The sequence below is a fragment of the Novosphingobium oxfordense genome (assembly GCF_044029435.1).
In the GTDB taxonomy this organism is placed as follows: Bacteria; Pseudomonadota; Alphaproteobacteria; order Sphingomonadales; family Sphingomonadaceae; genus Novosphingobium.
This window is the reverse complement of sequence record NZ_CP147005.1, coordinates 347432-364479: the sequence shown is the minus strand read 5'-3', so window position 1 is coordinate 364479 and position 17048 is coordinate 347432. Positions and strand designations below refer to the sequence as shown.

13 protein-coding genes are annotated in these 17048 nt (G+C 65.4%); 8 read left to right on the top strand and 5 right to left on the bottom strand.

Features of this window, described 5'->3' with window-relative positions:
- Positions 1–6: 6 nt before the first annotated feature.
- Complete coding sequence (locus WBP07_RS01690; RefSeq protein WP_395395695.1) at positions 7–2388, bottom strand: glycogen/starch/alpha-glucan phosphorylase; 2382 nt, start codon at positions 2386–2388, stop codon at positions 7–9.
- Positions 2389–2687: 299 nt separating this feature from the next.
- Between WBP07_RS01690 and WBP07_RS01685 the strand changes: the two genes are divergently transcribed.
- The 3 genes from WBP07_RS01685 (at position 2688) to WBP07_RS01675 (ending at position 7855) form a co-directional block, all read left to right on the top strand.
- The gene (locus WBP07_RS01685) at positions 2688–4340 is read left to right on the top strand and encodes an alpha-amylase family glycosyl hydrolase (RefSeq protein ID WP_395393839.1); all 1653 of its coding nucleotides are present in this window, start codon (positions 2688–2690) and stop codon (positions 4338–4340) included.
- A gap of 393 nt (positions 4341–4733) precedes the next feature.
- Positions 4734–6410 carry a TIGR00341 family protein gene (locus tag WBP07_RS01680; protein WP_395393838.1) on the top strand — a complete coding sequence of 559 codons (1677 nt, stop codon included), beginning with the start codon at positions 4734–4736 and terminating at the stop codon, positions 6408–6410.
- 128 nt (positions 6411–6538) lie between these two features.
- A complete protein-coding gene (locus WBP07_RS01675) occupies positions 6539–7855 on the top strand; it encodes an HD-GYP domain-containing protein (protein WP_395393837.1) in 1317 nt (438 codons plus the stop codon).
- A 34-nt stretch (positions 7856–7889) separates the two neighbouring features.
- Here the strand turns inward: WBP07_RS01675 and WBP07_RS01670 are convergent, their stop codons facing one another.
- The gene (locus WBP07_RS01670) at positions 7890–8171 is read right to left on the bottom strand and encodes a hypothetical protein (RefSeq protein WP_395393835.1); all 282 of its coding nucleotides are present in this window, start codon (positions 8169–8171) and stop codon (positions 7890–7892) included.
- Positions 8172–8467: 296 nt separating this feature from the next.
- Here WBP07_RS01670 and WBP07_RS01665 point away from each other — a divergent pair, with 296 nt between their 5' ends.
- Together WBP07_RS01665 and WBP07_RS01660 are read left to right on the top strand one after the other, a co-directional pair.
- The gene (locus tag WBP07_RS01665) at positions 8468–8863 is read left to right on the top strand and encodes a hypothetical protein (protein WP_395393832.1); all 396 of its coding nucleotides are present in this window, start codon (positions 8468–8470) and stop codon (positions 8861–8863) included.
- Between the two features lie 161 nt (positions 8864–9024).
- Positions 9025–9960, top strand: a complete 936-nt coding sequence (locus WBP07_RS01660; RefSeq protein ID WP_395393831.1) for a DUF3011 domain-containing protein — start codon at positions 9025–9027, stop codon at positions 9958–9960.
- Between the two features lie 24 nt (positions 9961–9984).
- Here the strand turns inward: WBP07_RS01660 and WBP07_RS01655 are convergent, their stop codons facing one another.
- Both WBP07_RS01655 and WBP07_RS01650 read right to left on the bottom strand, forming a co-directional pair.
- Positions 9985–11118 (bottom strand): acyltransferase family protein, encoded by a 1134-nt coding sequence (locus WBP07_RS01655; RefSeq protein ID WP_395393829.1) that lies wholly within the window; start codon positions 11116–11118, stop codon positions 9985–9987.
- Between the two features lie 206 nt (positions 11119–11324).
- Complete coding sequence (locus WBP07_RS01650) at positions 11325–12890, bottom strand: GNAT family N-acetyltransferase (protein WP_395393827.1); 1566 nt, start codon at positions 12888–12890, stop codon at positions 11325–11327.
- Between the two features lie 119 nt (positions 12891–13009).
- On the opposite strand from WBP07_RS01650, the gene WBP07_RS01645 reads away from it, so the two are divergent.
- Entirely contained in the window at positions 13010–13273 is a 264-nt protein-coding gene (locus WBP07_RS01645) for a hypothetical protein (RefSeq protein WP_395393826.1), read from the top strand.
- Between the two features lie 282 nt (positions 13274–13555).
- Here WBP07_RS01645 and queF read toward each other — a convergent pair whose 3' ends face one another.
- Positions 13556–14017 carry a preQ(1) synthase gene (gene queF / locus WBP07_RS01640; protein WP_395393825.1) on the bottom strand — a complete coding sequence of 154 codons (462 nt, stop codon included), beginning with the start codon at positions 14015–14017 and terminating at the stop codon, positions 13556–13558.
- Positions 14018–14214: 197 nt separating this feature from the next.
- Here queF and WBP07_RS01635 point away from each other — a divergent pair, with 197 nt between their 5' ends.
- Positions 14215–15603: a hypothetical protein gene (locus tag WBP07_RS01635; RefSeq protein WP_395393823.1), complete on the top strand. Its 1389-nt coding sequence runs from the start codon at positions 14215–14217 to the stop codon at positions 15601–15603.
- Between the two features lie 209 nt (positions 15604–15812).
- Positions 15813–17033, top strand: coding sequence for a cystathionine beta-lyase (gene metC / locus WBP07_RS01630; protein WP_395395694.1), 1221 nt, complete (start codon positions 15813–15815; stop codon positions 17031–17033).
- The last annotated feature ends 15 nt before the right edge of the window (positions 17034–17048 follow it).

Sequence of the window (17048 nt, the reverse complement as noted above, 5' to 3'; positions counted from 1 at the left end):
TTGGCTTCACAGAACCTTCCAGATCTCTCTCGCATATTCGGCGATCGTCCGGTCGGACGAGAACCAGCCGACATTCGCAATATTGCGTATCGTCGCCGCACGCCAGCGTGAAGTATCTTCCCACCATGCGTCAACCGAACGCTGCGCGCCGGCATAGCTGTCGAAGTCGGCCGCGCACATGAACCAGTCATGGTCGTAGATGCCGCCGATCAGATCCTTGTAACGATCCGGATCGTCGGGGGAGAATACGCCAGAGGATATGGCGGTGAGCGCCTGGCTCAACTCGCGCGAGCATTCGATCACTTCGCGGGGATTGTAGCCATTGGCGCGCTTCTGGGCCACTTCTTCGGCGGTGAGACCGAAGATCACGATGTTGTCATTGCCCACATGGTCCCGGATTTCGACATTGGCGCCATCGAGCGTGCCGATGGTGAGAGCCCCGTTCAACGCGAACTTCATGTTCCCGGTTCCGGACGCTTCCATGCCCGCGGTCGAAATCTGTTCGGATAGGTCCGCCGCCGGGAAGATCCGCTCACCCAGGCTGACGTTGTAGTTCGGCATGAACACCACCTTCAGCAGCCCGCCGACGGAGGGATCGGCATTCACGCGCCGGGCGATGTCGTTCGCCAGTTTGATGACCAGCTTGGCGTTGTGATAGCTGGGCGCCGCCTTGCCCGCGAAGATCTTCACGCGCGGCACCCAATCCCGCTCCGGATGGCTGCGGATCTGGTCGTAAAGCGCCACCGTCTCGATCAGGTTGAGCAGTTGGCGCTTGTATTCGTGGATGCGCTTGATCTGCACATCGAACAGCGCATCGGGATCGAGGCGCACGCCCATCGTCTTCTTGATATAGTCCGCCAGCGCCACCTTGTTGGCACGCTTCACTTCGGAAATCCGCTCCCCGAACTGTGCGTCCTCAGCAAAGGCGTTGAGGTCCACCAGCTTTTCCGCATCGTCCAGGAACCCATCGCCGATGGCATCGCGGATCACGCGGGTCAGGCCGGGATTGCACTGCTGCAGCCAGCGGCGCGGCGTTACGCCGTTGGTCTTGTTGTTGATGCGAGTGGGATAAAGCTTGTGAAGGTCGGCGAAGACCGTTTCCTTCATCAGCTCGGTATGGAGCGCGGCCACGCCGTTCACCGAATGCGATCCCACGAAAGCCAGGTTCGCCATGCGCACGCGCCGCTCCCCGCCCTCGTCGATCAGCGAGATCGCGGAGATCTGCGCATCGTCGCAGCCCGCCTTGCGCGCTTCACGCAGCACGCGGCTGTTGATCGCATAGATGATCTGCATGTGCCGCGGCAGCATCCGTTCGAACAGCGGCAGCGGCCAGGATTCCAGCGCTTCGGGCAGCAGGGTATGGTTGGTGTAGGATACCGTCTGGCGGCAGATGTCCCACGCCTCGTTGAACTCAAGGCCGTTTTCATCGACCAGCAGACGCATCAGCTCCGCTACCGCGACCGAGGGGTGGGTGTCATTGAGCTGGATCGCAGCCTTTTCCGGCAAGGTGCGGATATCGCCTTCGTACTGGACGTGGCGGCGCACGATGTCCTGAATGGAGGCGGCGGTGAAGAAATACTCCTGCCGCAGCCGCAGTTCCTGCCCGGCGGGACTGGAATCGGCGGGATAGAGCACGCGCACGAGGCTGTCCGCACGCACCTGCTCCGCCAGCGCGCCGAAGTGATCGCCCGCGTTGAAGGCATCCAGCTTGATCGGATCGAGCGGGCTGGCCGTCCACAGCCGCAGCGTGTTCACGCGCTTGCCCTTCCAGCCGACGATCGGGGTGTCGATGGCGGTAGCCTCCACCTGCTCGGCCGGATGCCAGAACACGCCCTCCCCCTCGGCCACGACTTCGCCGCCGAAGCCGATGCGGTAGGTGCTCTCCACCCGCTCGAACTCCCACGGGTTGCCGTGGGCCAGCCAGGTTTCGGGCAATTCCACCTGCCAGCCATCGTCGATGCGCTGGCGGAACATGCCGTTCTTGTAGCGAATGCCATAGCCGTAAGCCGGGATGTCCAGCGTGGCCAGGCTCTCCATGAAACACGCGGCAAGGCGGCCCAGGCCGCCGTTGCCCAGCGCTGCGTCAGGCTCCAGCTCCTCCAGCGCGGCAAGGTCCAGCCCATGCGCGGCCAGCGCCTTCTCGAACTCCCGCGTCATGCCCATGTTCGAGAGCGCGTCACGCAGCAGGCGACCGATCAGGAACTCCATCGAGAGGTAATAGACCCGCTTGCCGCCGGTATCGTACGTCCGCCGGGTGGAATCGAACCAGGTATCGATCACCTTGTCGCGCAGGGCCAGGATCGACGCGGTGTACCAGTCGTACTGCTTGGCCGCGCGCTCATCCTTGCCCACGCGGTTGCGCAGCACGCTGACGATGTGCTTGTCCATTTCGGACGGGGTTTGCACGGAAGCCAGCGGGGAACTGTCTGACACAGGATCGGTAGCCACGGGCACACTCCTGAACGGGCCGACCGCCGGACGATAAAAACGTTCAGCGGCAGCGGTTTACGCCATGTTCGGAACGCCTCGCAGGCGATGCGTCCCTCTCTCTTCCCCGACTTCCACCACCATGGCTAGCACAGCGTTGCAGAGCGGCAAGAGCCATTGTGCGCTGCCGCAAAAAATTCGCCAGCGCATATCGCGCCTGCTATAGCGGCACGCTCCGCCAGCCTTCGCGAAAGGTGCGCATGACCCTCGACCACTCCCTTGCGAATGCCCCCCAGCCCGAGCCTGTCGTGGAGCCCGATGCGCAGCCCGCGCGCCCGTGGTGGCAGGGCGCGGCGATCTACCAGATCTATCCGCGCAGCTTTCAGGACAGCGATGGAGACGGTGTGGGCGATCTGGCCGGGATCACCCGCCGGCTGGACTATGTGGCGGCGCTGGGCGTGGACGCGATCTGGATATCGCCGTTCTTCACCTCTCCCATGCGCGATTTCGGCTACGACGTGGCGGACTATCGCGGGATCGACCCGGTGTTCGGCACGATGGCCGATTTCGACGCGCTGGTCGCCCGCGCGCACGAACTGGGCCTGAAAGTGCTGATCGATCAGGTCTACGCGCATACATCCGACCAGCACGCATGGTTCGCGGACAGCCGCCAGAACCGGGAGAACCCGAAGGCCGACTGGTACGTCTGGCAGGATCCGAACGAGGACGGCACCCCGCCCAGCAACTGGCAATCGGTGTTCGGCGGCCCGGCCTGGACCTGGGACGCGCGGCGGCGGCAGTATTACATGCACACGTTCCTGAAGGAGCAGCCGCAGCTCAACATGCACAACCTGGACGTGCAGGACGCGATACTCGACGTCGCCCGGTTCTGGCTGGAGCGCGGGGTGGACGGCTTCCGGCTCGATGCGCTGAACCACGCGATGCATGACCCCGAACTGCGCGACAATCCGCCCGCACCCGAAGACGGCCGCGTGCGCTCGCGCCCCTTCGACTACCAGATCAAGAAGTACAGCCAGTCTCACCCCGGCATGGTCGCGGTGGTGGAGAAACTGCGCGCGGTCTGCGACGAGTTCCCCGGCGTGCACACCGTGGCCGAGATCGGCGGCGATCATCCACAGGCGGACCGGCGCGCCTATACGGCGGGCGATCACCGGCTGAACAGCGCCTACGGCTTCGACTTTCTCTATGCCCCCGCGCTCACTGCCCGGTTCGTGGCCGAGACGCTGGCGCGCTGGGAACTCGCTCCGGGTGAGACCGGCGGCTGGCCAAGCTGGGCTTTCGAGAACCACGACGCCCCGCGCGCCGTCTCCCGCTGGTCCACGCCCGAAAACCGTGCCGCCTTCGCCCGCGTGAAGATGGCGCTGCTGATGGCGCTACGCGGCAATGTGATCGTCTATCAGGGCGAGGAACTGGGGCTGCTGCAGGACGAGATCGCCTACGAACAGCTTCAAGACCCGGAGGCGATCGCCAACTGGCCGCTCACCCTCTCCCGCGACGGGGTGCGCACGCCGTTCCCGTGGGAAGATACGGCGCAGGGCGGCTTCACCAGCGGGCAGCCCTGGCTTCCGCTCTCCGCCCAGAACCTGTCACGCGCGGTGGCCGTGCAGGAGGCGGATGGGGCATCGCTGCTGCATTTCACCCGCCACGTCCTGTCGCTGCGCAAGGCGATCCCGGCGCTGCATCACGGCGATCTGGTGGACTGCACCGCCGATGGTGACCTGCTCAGCTTCGAACGCGACGCCGGCACGGCGCGGGTGCGCTGCCTGTTCAACCTCTCGCCAGAGCCGATCGACCTGCCCGAACCGGTGGAGGGCATGATCGTGCTTTCGGTGAACGGAGCGGATCACGATCGCCTGCCCGCCTATGGCGCGCTGTGGCTGGGAATCGGCTGATCTTCGACACTTGAATGTGCAAGCCCAGGCACTAGGGCGTAAACTCATAAATGGCACTATCGAGGTTTGAAGCAAAATGGTTCAGTGCCAGGAAGGAAGGCGCCGGAATATGTCGATATTTCAAGACTTCCTGACGCAGCAATGGACCATTTTGGTCAAATCCCGAAGGGACGCCCAAATGGCTTCCATCTCGAACCGAAGTGACCTTGGACGGGCAACCAGCCCGCCCAGCGGCCTCTTCGGCCCGAGCTGTTCGCCATTTGGACGCCTCGATAGTGCCATTTATGAGTTTACGCCCTAGGCTGGGCCCATGCGCACGATTATACCGTTCGCCGCCGGCCCCGCTTCGCGCGCCGCCGCTTCCGCCCTGCAATCGGCAAGGCGCCGTCCTGCATGAGCGGCGATATCAAACCAACCGCCGACGCGGCTTCGGAACCCGCCGCCAACCGCCGCGAAGCACCGGCATGGCTGCGAATTCTGCGCGTCAGGCTGGACCGCTGGCGCACGCGGATGGCCCATGCGGTGCTGCTGCCCGAACTGACGCCCGATCAGGCCTACGACTTGCGCCAGACCGTGCGCAAGGAGGGGGAGCTTTCCAACGGCTACATCCTGATGTGCACGCTGGCCGCCGGCATCGCCATTCTGGGCCTGCTGCAATCCTCCACGGCAGTCGTCATCGGCGCCATGCTGGTTTCCCCGCTGATGAGCCCGATCGCCGCGCTGGGCATCGGCTTCGCATCGCTGGACGGGCAACGCATTCGCGAAGCGGCCCGCGTGGTGGCGATCGGCGCGGCGATCGGCATCGTCACCGGGCTGCTGCTGACGCTGCTGTCCCCGATCCGCAATGCCACGCCCGAAATCCTGTCGCGGACCGAACCCACGCTGCTGGACCTTGCCGTGGCGTTGCTTTCGGGAATCGCGGGCGGCTATGCCACCGTCACCGGCAAGGGCGGCACGGCAATCGGCGTGGCCATCGCCACTGCCCTGATGCCGCCGCTCACCGTCGTCGGTTACGGCATCGGGGTCTTGCAGCCGATGTTCGCGCTGGGCGCCTTGCTGCTGTTTTTCACCAACCTGGCCGCGATCACTTTCAGCGTGGCGCTGATTGCCCGGCTTTCCAGTGCCGCGCGCCCGTTCGGCCGGGTCGAATGGACGCCGCGCTACGTGGCTGCGCTGGTCGTGGCGTTCCTGATCCTGGCAACCCCGCTGTCGATGACGCTGATGCAGCTATCGCAGGAGGGGCGCGTGCGCGCCGCCGCGCGCTCGGCAATCCTGGCCATCGCCGGCGAAGGCGCCACCATCGCCCAGTTGGACGTGCAATCGACGCTGTTCGGGGAACCTTCGGTCAAGGCGCTGGTCGTCACCCCCGCCTATGTCGCCAATGCCCAGGGCGCGGCCGAACTGCGGCTGCAACAGGCGCTGGGCGAACATGTCGGGCTGACGCTCCAGCAGGTCCTGGCCGCCGATGTGCAGGCGCAGACGCGCGCGATGGTCGATGCCGCGATGGAGCGCACTGCCGCCGGCATCGCCGCCGACGTGCCACCCTACAACGCGATCCGCACTGCCATCGGCCTGCCCACCCGCAGCCTGTGGAGCGACCGGGCGCAGCGGCTGGTCTATCTGGAGCCGGTCGCCCTGCCCGGCTGGTCGCTGGCCGATTACCGCGCGGTCGAAACGCGGACGAGCACCGCCACCGAAGGCTGGACCGTCCGGCTGGTGCCGCCGGCGCAGCCGACGCTGACCGTCTGGACCGGCGCCGACGCCGCCGGCCGCCCGGCAGACGCGGTTTCGCCCGATCTCGCGCTTTGGGCCCTGCAGCGCTGGGGCATGGCGAACGTGACGCTTTCGGGAGACGATCCGCAGGCCCTTTCCGCCGTGGCACGCGGCTTCACCGACGCCGGGATCGCCGCGCAGTATCGCCCCCCGTCGGAACCACCTGCGGCGGAAGGAACGCCCGCGAACCGTCCCGCCGAAGACAAGCCGACGGCGCCACTGGTTACCGTGCAGGTCTACCCCGCCAGCCCCACCGGCCAGACGCCGCCCACCAACGAAGCGGGCCCGACGAATTAACCGCGCCGCCACCGCCATTCCGCGCTATTAACCTCTATAATACGAGAACTTACGGATCCCCCCGCGAACGCAGAAACAGCCACGTGCGCGCTATTCGCAGGGGGGTTTCAGCAGATCGCGGGTTCGGCATGGTTCTCAAGCGCATATCTCCGTCGCAAGTCGAAATGGGGATGTTCATCCAGTCCTTTCACGGCAACTGGCTGCGCCACCCGTTCTGGCGCGCGCAGTTCGTGATCGAGGATCGCGACCGGCTGGCCGCCGTACGCAACAGCGAAATCGAAGCGGTGGTGATCGATACCGAGCGCGGCAGCGACATCGCCGGGGAGAATGAAACCGCCTCCGCCTCGGCCAACACCGCGCGATCCAATCCGGCCCAGCCCGCCCAACTGCGCGCCGCCACGCCGCGAAATGGCTCCACGCCCGCCCAGCAACCATTCCGCGGACCGGTCATCGCCAACGGCGCATCGCTGCGCTCCGGCCCGATCCCGATCAGCCGCGAATTCGGCAACGCCCGGCTGGTGGCGGGCAAGGCGCGCAAGGTGGTTTCCCGGATCTTCCTGGAGGCGCGGCTGGGCAAGGCGCCGCGCGTGGTGGAAGTGGCGCCCGTGGTGGACGACATCCACGCCTCCATAGAGCGCAATCCTTACGCCTTTTCCGGCCTGATGCGCTGCAAGGCGGACAGCGAGCCGGTCTATCGCCACATGCTGGCGAACAGTGCGCTGATGGTATCGCTGGCCCGGCAGATGCGGTTGCCGCCTGCTGAATCGCGGCTTGCGGGAATGGCCGGCCTGCTGCTGGACGTGGGCGTCAGCCGGCTGGACGTGGAAATCGCCGAAGAGGCCGGCGGCGTCTCCCGCCTCGATCCCAGGCTGTGGGACCAGCACACTTTCATCGGCCGCGACCTGCTGGAAGCGGCCGGCGACATGCCCCAGGAAGTGCTGCGCGCCGTGGCCCGCCATCACGAGGCGCTGGACGGCAACGGCCGTCCGCTTGGCCTGAAGGAACAGGACCTTGACCTGTTTTCACGCATGGCGGCGATTTGCGATTTCTACGATCTTGCCTGCTGCGGTGCGCTCACCGGTCAGGTGCAGGACCCATCCACCGTGCTCGTCCAGTTGAGCGACCAGCCGGACCGCTACGACGCGAATATCGTCGCCCGCTTCGTAGAGTCCATGGGCGTCTATCCGATCGGATCCTTCGTGCTGCTGCGTTCCGGCCGGATCGCCATGGTGGTCGATCAGGACCCGGAAGAGCCCGAACTGCCGACGGTCCACGCCTTCTACTCGACCGAGACCGAGCGCCATATCAGCGGCCATACCATTCCGCTGGCCCACTGCTTCGGAGAGGATGCGATCGCCGGCGTCGCCCGGCTGGAAGGCCATGCCCTGCCGCCCGCAAAAAGCCTGCGAGAGCGCATTGCCGGGCAGATCCAGCGCATGACCTGAACCGTTCGGAGACTTCAGATCGACCGCGCGGCCGTCACGAGCGGCTCCATCGTCGATCCTGACGTTTCCGCCAGACCCGATCGACCATGAACCACCACATGGTCCCAAAGATCACATCGGCCATGAATATCGCGATGTGCATTCCGCGACCGTCAAGCACGTCGACCAACGGGCGGACGACTAAAAGCTGAACGAGTGATGCCGGGAAGTAACCGATAAACGAGAGTATTCCCCAAAAGCCAGAGTCGATCAGTCCGCTGAAACCCGCCCAGAAGACGCAATTGGCATAAACGAAATAAACGGCCGCGGTGCGCATTCGCGATTGTCTCATCTGCTCGATCGAGCCTTGGTTACGCCGGGTCAGTTATTCGGGCAATGGCCGCTTCCCGGCGACATCCTGTCTTGCCCGGCGCTCCTGCCAGTAGCGGGCAGGCGACCTACACGGTTTGATTTTAAAGCCGTTGGCCCGAACACTTCAACGTTGCGGGCTATCGTTTGCTACCGCATGACGCTTTGCATGGGCTTGATAGATTACTTCGCGGGCAAACACTTCCGCCTTTATTCGCCGCTCCCGAGGCAAGTGGTAGTCGAGCGTTTGAACGGTGCCGCAAGTTGGACCGCTATGCCGGTTTCAAACAACATCGTCGGCGGCATGCTGTGGGGGCGTCTTCGAGTTCGCTACAGGCGTTCGCTGTTCGAGTACAATATGAAGCCGGTTCTATCCGGACGTATCGAGGCTTCATCGACGGGATCGATTTTATATCTGCGGTATGGGGCAACCATTTTCGCTTATATATTCTACGGATTCTGGTATTTTTTGCCTTGTCGATGGTCATGACTTTTTTCGAAGGCGATAAAGTGACGATGTCCGCAGGCAATAATGCGACCATTTTCGCTTTGTTTTTCCTTTCTCCTATTGGGGGGCATGCATTTGGAACGCGGCACGCGGACGAAGAGCTTGAAAGTCTGATCGAATTCGTCGCCCGGAACGCCCAAACCGCCCTTTAGCCGCCGGCTTGCCTGCCGTCCGCCCCTGTCGTCAGACGGCCTGGGATGCAAAAGCGCCCCATGTCGCGCCGTCAATTCGTGTTGTTTGTGTTTCGTTGCAAGATTATAGTCCCGCGATCGATCACGTCCAATTCCGCCTCCTTTCCTGAGAGAGAGATCCTATGAGGGGCAAGGTTACGATGATCGCGGCAACGGCAATGCTGACCGCGCAGCCAATGAGTTCACTCACCGCTCAATCGACGCAGGATGTGCCGATCCAGACGCTTCCGGGGCAAGTCGATCGCCCCGGTACGCGCCCGCCCGGTACGCAGCGGCCGGTCCCCTTGCCCGAACCCATACCCGGCCGCCCGCCCACGGGCCAACCGAACCGGCCGGATGGCTTCGCCGGCCGCCTGACCTGCGAATCCCGGAACAACCGCGTCCAACGGTGCAACGCGCGGACGGAAAATCGCGTGGAACTGCTCAGCAGTTCTTCGGTCTGCACGCGGGGGCGCAGCTGGGGGTACGACCAGCGGCAGATCTGGGTGTCCCACAACTGCCGCGGCACCTTCGGCTATGGCCGTGGCAACAATCATTGGAACGACCGCCCGGGAAGCGGAAACAACAATAACAACGGCGGCGGTCTCAGCACGGGCGCCATTATTGGCGGCGTGGCCGTTGCCGCCGGGCTTGTGACCTTGCTCAACAACCGGAACAGGTCGTCCACGAGCAGCGCGCCGCCGCCTCCGCAACCGACGACGCCGGTGCCGCCTGCCCCCACACCGCCCCCGGCCGAGCCCCAACCCCAGCCACAGCCTCAGCCGCCGGCAGGTCCGTTCCCGCCGGGGCCGCCCGCCGTGGTGGTCGCCGATCTGGCCTCGCTACCGCCCGATGCCCGTCCATCGATGAATACCTGCCTGATGGAAGCCGCGCGCCAGGTGGGCGTTACCGGCGGAACGCAAGTGCGGTTCGACCGGCTGGTACATATCGAGCCGGGCAACGGCGGCTGGCGCTTCCGCGCCCAGCTGATCGCGACTTATCCCGATGCGGAAAGGATGCTGCCACTGTTCTGCCGCGCCACGCCGACGCGGGTGGTGGAACTCGATTTCAGGAACTGATCCAGGTCGGCACGTCCAGGCGGCTTAGGCGGCGGCTTTCGCCGGCACGGGTCTTTGCAGGTTGCTCAGCTTCCTGATGGCACGCGTGAGCGGCCGTTCGACAAGCGTGTGGATGAACGTTCCCGCCGCCAGGCTGGCAAGGGTGGCAAGGACGATGAATGCGGCGCCGTACCCCGCCTTCAGCAGCGGAGCAGATGTGATGGCCAGCCAGTGCATCAGCGGGGCATGGAACAGATAGGTGCTGAACGATGCGTTGCCGATATGGAGCAGCAGGCGCCGGGCCGGAATGTCGCTGCGGTGCCCGTTGCCGGCAGCCAGCAGGCAGACGCAAGTGCAGGTGACGAACGACACGACCTGCCACAGCAGGCTGCCGTTCTGCATCCGCAACTCCCAATAGGCCGTCAGTGCCGCCACCATCAGCGTGATCGCCCCGCCCAATGCTGCCGGCCCGGGAACCGACGGCAACCGGCGAGAGCCGATGGCGATGGCGATGCCCACGGCAAAGAACAGCATGTTCTTGTAGGAATAGAAGGCGATGATCCGCCGCAGTTCCGCGTCCTGCACATGGCCGAGCACCGCCGTGCCGCCCACGACCAGCGCAACGATCGCGGCCATGCAGATGCCCGGTCCGATCCTGCGGGGCAGCAGCAGGCAGAAGCCGAACAAGGCGTAGAACATCATCTCGTACGTGATCGTCCAGCCGACGCCGACGATGGGCGGCATCCGGGGATCGCCGGCATCCTCCACATTCGGCAGGAAGGTGAACGAGGAAAAGATGTGAAAACCGGTGTAGTGCAGGCCTTCCAGCGTGGCGATCGTCATCATCACCAGCGTCGCCAGCCAATACAGCGGCACCAGCCGCGTCACCCGCTTCCACGCGAAATCCGAAACCCGTTCGGCCGGGGCCTGCGCCCTTGTCGGCTCGGTCGTGTACATCATGATGAAGCCGCTGATCACGAAGAACAGGTTCACGCCCATCTTGCCGATCGTGCCGGCCAGATCGAAGAATGGCCCGAACGCCGGATCGTAGGGGACCACTGCCAGCATCGCGTGATCGATCAGCACCATCACCGCGGCCAGGCCGCGCAGCGCCTGAAGACAATCCAGCATTCCCTGGCGGCTTTCGCGACCGGCGCTTGGCTGCTGCATCGTCGTCATGCTTCATCCTCCCCGGCACGGTGAAGATGCCCGTTGGGCACGATGTCATTGGTCGGATCGAAAGCCGTCTGCCCTGCCCGTGCGGTCCCGCATGGGGGCACGGAAAAATAGCACGGGTGCCCCAAGCCCCGGCAATGGTGAGAAATATGTGCCGAATATTGCGGTCATGACCCGCGCGGGCGCATTGTCGCCCCGGCTGCGGAACGTCACCCCGCCTGCTGGGTCCACTCCACGCGATAGAGGTCGAACCGGCGATCCTTCAGGTTCTGCACCGCGCCGGACTGGCGCGCGGTCAGCAGCGCATCCAGGCTGAGATCGGCAATCGCGATCGTCTCCGTGTTCGGCGCGGTGTCCGCCGCCACGCCGTCGCGCGCGAAGGGGAAGTCCGAAGGCGTCAGGATCGCGCTTTCGGCATAGTGCACGTCCATGTTCTCCACGTTCGGCAGGTTGCCCACCACGCCGGAGGTGACGACGTAGCACTGATTCTCCACCGCGCGGGCCTGGCAGCAATAGCGCACGCGCAGGAACCCGCGCCGCTCGTCGGTGCAGAACGGCACGAACAGCATCAGCGCGCCTTGGTTGACGAGGTGGCGCGAAAGCTCCGGAAACTCGCTGTCGTAACAGATCATGACGCCGATCGGCCCGCAATCGGTGGGGATCACGTTGGCGCCATAGCCACCCTTGATGTTCCACCACTTCCGCTCCGAAGGGGTGGGGTGCAGCTTCTGCGTCTCATGCACGGCACCGTCGCGCAGGAAGGTGTAGGCAATGTTGCGGATCTCGCTCTTGCCACCGCGCAGCTTCACGCGCGTGGGGTGCGAACCGCCGATCACGTTGATGTTGTAGCTGACCGCCATGCGCTGCATGAATTCGACGAAACGTCCGGTATAGTCCGCGATCTTCTCGATCGCCTGCGCCGGCTCCAGCTTGGTCTCCTCGATCGAGAGCAGTTCCAGCGTGAACAGTTCGGGGAACACCACGAAGTCGCTCTCGTAATCGGAGGCGACATCGATCCAGTATTCCACCTGTTCCTCGAACTGGTCGATCGTCTCGATCTTGCGCATCATGAACTGCACGGTGGCCACGCGCACGCTGGAGGGGACGCGTTCCTTGAAGCCCGGAATCGCCTTGCCGGTGTCGCGCGGGGCCAGCGGGTTGGTCCAGTACATGATCACGGCGTTGCCGCCGCTTTCCTTGTCGTTCGGGATATAGTCCGGCAGGATCCCGCGCGGTTCGTAGCCCTCGTTCATCTGGAACTGGATGACGGTATCGCGAACCTTCTTGTTCTTCACCGCCTCCAGATAGTCCGCCGGGTTCGGGTACTGGCGCTTGCGGCGCGAATAGCCGGGCATGCGGCCGGCAAAGGCGATGCCCTTCAGTTCGAAATACTGGCAGACTTCCTTGCGCTTGCGATAGAGGCGCTGGCCGATGCGCAGACGGCGATAGTCGGGATCGACGCAGACCTCGAAGCCGTAGAGCACATCGCCATCGTCCGCCGGCGGGCGGCCATAGCCGCCGTTGCTGATCTCTTCCCAGGTATGCGGGCGGAACGCCTGATCGGCGGTGACGATCATCGTCGCGCAGTGGCCCACCACCTTGCCTTCGTATTCGGCGACGAACTGGCCTTCGGGGAAATTGATCACCTGCCCCCGGATTTCGGCGCGGGTGAAGCCGTCCGCCTTGCCGTAGACCTTTGTGGACAGGCGGGCGATGGCGGGCGCATCGGATACGGTTGCGGGACGGATGATGAGCTTGGCTTTGATCTGGTCCATGAACGGACTTTTACGCTTGGGACGGCCAGCGGTTCCAGCCCTGAAAATGAGTCTTTTTTCGCTACTTGGCGGGATATTTCCGGCATTTCGCCCGTTGTATCGGCTGAAAGGAGATAGACGTGAGCGTGACCCTCATCGCCCTTGCCCTGTTTGGCTGCAGCGACGACGGCACCGCCTGCCAGCGCCTGAGCACTCCCATCCAGACCTATCAGACCCGCGAGGCTTGCGCCGCGCGGCTGGAAGATGCGCTGGGTTCGGAAGCGGCGCTGAGCGCGGACGCGCCCACCGTGCAGGCGCAATGCCTGACCTCGCGCCAGCTAGCGGCGCTGGGCACGCGTCCTGTCGATCTCAACCGATTGAACGGGCGCGTCGCCGCCCGTTGAGGCCCCTTGGAGAGGAGCCAGGACAACGTCACCCGGCGCGGACTTCCGGGGAATCGGCCACCAAGGCCGACTGGAGGGAAAGATCGGGGATACGAGGGCGCCGGGTTCCGGCGCCCTCGTTTCGCATTGGCGCCCCAGTTCCTCCCCTGCAAGGGGAGGGGGACCGCCCGAAGGGTGGTGGAGGGGTGTCAGCCTCTCTGTGGTGCATAACCGAACCGGTTACACTCCTCCGTCAGCACTTCGTGCTGCCACCTCCCCTGCAAGGGGAGGAGCGTCCACAGATCAACCCCGGCCGCGGTAGCCCGGCACGCCCTGATCGGGCACCCACAGGCCTTCCGGCGCCGCGCCGGACTGCCAGAACACGTCGATGGGAATGCCGCCGCGCGGATACCAGTAGCCGCCGATGCGCAGCCAGCGGGGCTTCATCTCGTCGAACAGGCGCTGGCCGATGCCGACGGTGACGTCCTCGTGAAACCCGTTGTGGTTGCGGAACGAGCCCAGGAACAGCTTCAGGCTCTTCGATTCGACGATGGTGGCTTCCGGCGCATAGTCGATCACCAGATGCGCGAAATCGGGCTGGCCGGTAACCGGGCAGAGCGAGGTGAATTCGGGCGCGGCGAAGCGCACCAGATAGAGGCTGCCCTGACGGGGATTGGGAACGTAATCCAGCACTGCCTCTTCGGGCGAAGTGGGCAGCGGCACGTTCTGGCCAAGGTGCAGGGGGGAAATGGGAGTATCGGTCATGCTCGCCTTGATAAGTGCCCTGCCCGCTTCCTTCAAGCTTTGCCCGGCCTTCAAGCCCCGGCCTTCGAACGTTGCCCGGCTTCAAGCGCGGAGGTCTTTCGGCTATGACCCCTTTCAATTCGTCGCGGCGGCGACCTATATTAAGACAAGGTTCAGCGCGTGCCCGCTTTCCGCGCTGAGGGATGATGCGGGGCAATATGATCAAGACATGTTTTCTTTCTGCAACCACGGCGCTGGCGGGCGCCCTGATCGTCGCGGGCGGCGCAGGCATGGCGGTGCCGGCACTCGCGCAGGCGAGCTGGAGCCTGCAACCCGGTGCCGACGCCACGAAGGCACAGCGGGCACCCGGTCCCGTGGATGCGCAGAACCCGGTCGTCGCACGGCCCAGCAGCGCGCCGGACGATACGCCCAGCCCGCAAGTGACCCTGCCCGCCGCACCGCCTCCGACGGTGAAGGCGCCGGCCGTGAAGGCGCCCGAAAAGGCGCCGGCAACAACCGCTCCTGCGGCTCGCCCCACGGTCGCCCCAGCACAAACGGCGACGCAAGCTCCGGCGCGAGCACCGGCGCAGGCCCAGACGCCGGCGCGTGAGGCTGCCACATCGGCGGCACCGCCCTCACCCGTGGCCAGCCCGGCGCAGCAACCCACCTTGCAGGCGCCCCTGCCCTCGCCCCCTCCCTCAGCCCCGCCAGTCGGCGAGCAGACCACCACGCCTGCTGCCCCGGTGGAGACGCCCCCCGCCGCTCCGGCCAGCCATTGGCCCGAATGGTGGCTGGCGATCCCGGTCGCGCTGCTGCTGGCCGGATTGGGCGTCTTCGCCCTGCTCCGCCGCCGCGCCGCGCCCGCCACGGCCTGGGCCGAAGCCGGGCTGGAACCGGAGCCCGAGGAAGAGGACGACACTGCCGAGGCCGCGCAGCCGGTGGCCCCGACAGTTGCGCCGGCGCCTTCGCCCGTACCGGCCCCTGCTCCCGCCATCGCAACGGTTCCGCCCCAGCGCGCAACGCCTGCGGCCCCGCCGCCGCCCAAGCCGCTGGTATCTGCAATCGTCAGCCCCCGCCCCGCCCCGGTCGCAATCGAGCGGGCGGAAGTGACGTTCGAACCCGTGCTGATGCGCCAGTCGCTGGTCTACGCCACGCTGGTCTATCGCATGACGCTGACCGCGCCGGCGGAAGGTCTGCCCGAAGGCGCAGCGATCGCCGCCGACATGATTTCCGCCCACGCCTCACTCTCGCAGGCAGAGCAGCTTGCACCCGATCCGGCTTCGGTTCCGCCGCGCCACCGCTTCGATCCGCTTGGCCCCGGCGAAACGCGCGAGGTGAAGGGGGAAATCCAGCTTCCGCTCAACGCCATCCGCCCGGTGCGTCAGGGCAATGCCATGCTGTTCGTGCCTCTGCTGCGCCTGTTCCTGGCCCTGCCCGACGGTTCGATCGAGCGCCGCGTGTTCTCGCTCGGCCTACCGGGTGAAGGCGCAGGCCTGGCACCGGTCCGCATCGACACCGGCCCGCGCGACCATGCGCCGATCCATGCCCGCGAAATCGACGGCGCCCGCTCTCACAGCGGCCCGCATGTTCCGCAAGCGGCGGAGTAACGCACCCTCTCGACCGCTCTCGATCGCAAGTCTAGGGTCGCCCGCAGCGTCGGTTTGAAAATCCGCCGCGGGCGGATTTTGCGGCACCAGCCCACTCCCCCACCCGACCTCCCACGAGTGTATCCTGATGGGAGGTCGGGTGGGGGAGTGGGCCGGTGCCGCTCCGAAAATGCCTTTCAGGCATTTTCAAACCGCTCCCAATTCCGGAGATTCCCTTGAGCGATTTCGAAAATATCGAAGACCTGTCCCCCGCCACCAAGCTCGTCGCCGGGGGGCGCCGGAAGGACTGGACCGGCGCGGTGGTCAATCCGCCGGTCTGGCGCGCCAGCACGCATCTTTACGAGAACACCGCCGCGCTGGCCGAAGGGCCGCGTCATAATGAGGACGGCCGCTTCTTCTACGGCCGTCGGGGCGCGCCGACGCAATGGGCGCTGTGCGATGCCCTCACCCAGTTGGAGCCCGGCGCGGCCGGCACGGTGATCTATCCTTCGGGCGTGGCCGCCATTGTCGGCGTCATGCTCACGCTGCTGCGCCCCGGCGACGAACTGCTGATCACCGACAATGCCTATGACCCCACCCGGTCGATGGGGCTTGGCCTGCTGACCGACTTCGGCGTGACCACCAAGTTCTTCGATCCGCTGGACCTGCCCGCCTACGAAGCGCTGTTCACCGAACGCACCCGCGCAGTGATGCTGGAAGTGCCCGGCAGCCTGTCGATGGAAGTCTGCGACGTGCCCGCGCTGACGCGCATCGCCCGCGAAAAGGGCGCGATCTCGGTGCTGGACAATACCTGGGCGAGCCCGCTGGGCTTCCAGGGGCTGCCCAAGGGCGCGGACGTGGTGGTCATGGCGCTGACCAAGCATGTCGGCGGCCATTCGGACCTGATGATGGGCTCTGCCAGCGCCGGGGCGGAACTCTACGAAAAGCTGCGCAACCGCGCGCAGCAACTGGGCAATATCGTCTCGCCCGACGATGCCGCGCTGGCGCTGCGCGGGCTGCGGACGCTGGGCGTGCGATTGAAGCAGGGCACGGAGACGGCGCTGAAGATCGCCGAATACCTGCAGGACCGGCCGGAAGTCGCCCAAGTGCTCTGCCCGATGCTGCCCGATGCTCCCGGACACAACCTGTGGCTGCGCGATTTCACCGGCGGCAGCGGGCTAATGAGCGTGGTGTTCAAGGACGTGACGATGGCCCAGCGCAATCGCTTCGTCGATACGCTGAAGTTGTTCGGGATCGGCTATTCGTGGGGCGGCTTCGAAAGCCTCTGCATCCCCATCGCCCCGGCCGGCTACCGCTCTATCATGCCCTGGCCGCCCGAAGCGCCGAACCCCGAAGACCGCCACGGCGTGCGCTTCTCGATCGGGCTTGAGGACGCAGGCGACCTGATCGCGGATATCGAACAGGCCTTGGAGGCCATGAAGGCAGCTTGAAGTCGGTTGGAAGAG

Bases quoted from the DNA above. Each gene is read 5' to 3' on its own strand.
- WBP07_RS01670 (WP_395393835.1), bottom strand. From the start codon at position 8,171: ATGCGCACCGCGGCCGTTTATTTCGTTTATGCCAATTGCGTCTTCTGG.
- WBP07_RS01635 (WP_395393823.1), top strand. From the start codon at position 14,215: ATGATCAAGACATGTTTTCTTTCTGCAACCACGGCGCTGGCGGGCGCC.
- WBP07_RS01660 (WP_395393831.1), top strand. From the start codon at position 9,025: ATGAGGGGCAAGGTTACGATGATCGCGGCAACGGCAATGCTGACCGCG.
- queF (WP_395393825.1), bottom strand. From the start codon at position 14,017: ATGACCGATACTCCCATTTCCCCCCTGCACCTTGGCCAGAACGTGCCG.
- WBP07_RS01680 (WP_395393838.1), top strand. From the start codon at position 4,734: ATGAGCGGCGATATCAAACCAACCGCCGACGCGGCTTCGGAACCCGCC.
- WBP07_RS01690 (WP_395395695.1), bottom strand. From the start codon at position 2,388: ATGGACAAGCACATCGTCAGCGTGCTGCGCAACCGCGTGGGCAAGGAT.
- WBP07_RS01675 (WP_395393837.1), top strand. From the start codon at position 6,539: ATGGTTCTCAAGCGCATATCTCCGTCGCAAGTCGAAATGGGGATGTTC.
- WBP07_RS01655 (WP_395393829.1), bottom strand. From the start codon at position 11,118: ATGACGACGATGCAGCAGCCAAGCGCCGGTCGCGAAAGCCGCCAGGGA.
- WBP07_RS01650 (WP_395393827.1), bottom strand. From the start codon at position 12,890: ATGGACCAGATCAAAGCCAAGCTCATCATCCGTCCCGCAACCGTATCC.
- WBP07_RS01685 (WP_395393839.1), top strand. From the start codon at position 2,688: ATGACCCTCGACCACTCCCTTGCGAATGCCCCCCAGCCCGAGCCTGTC.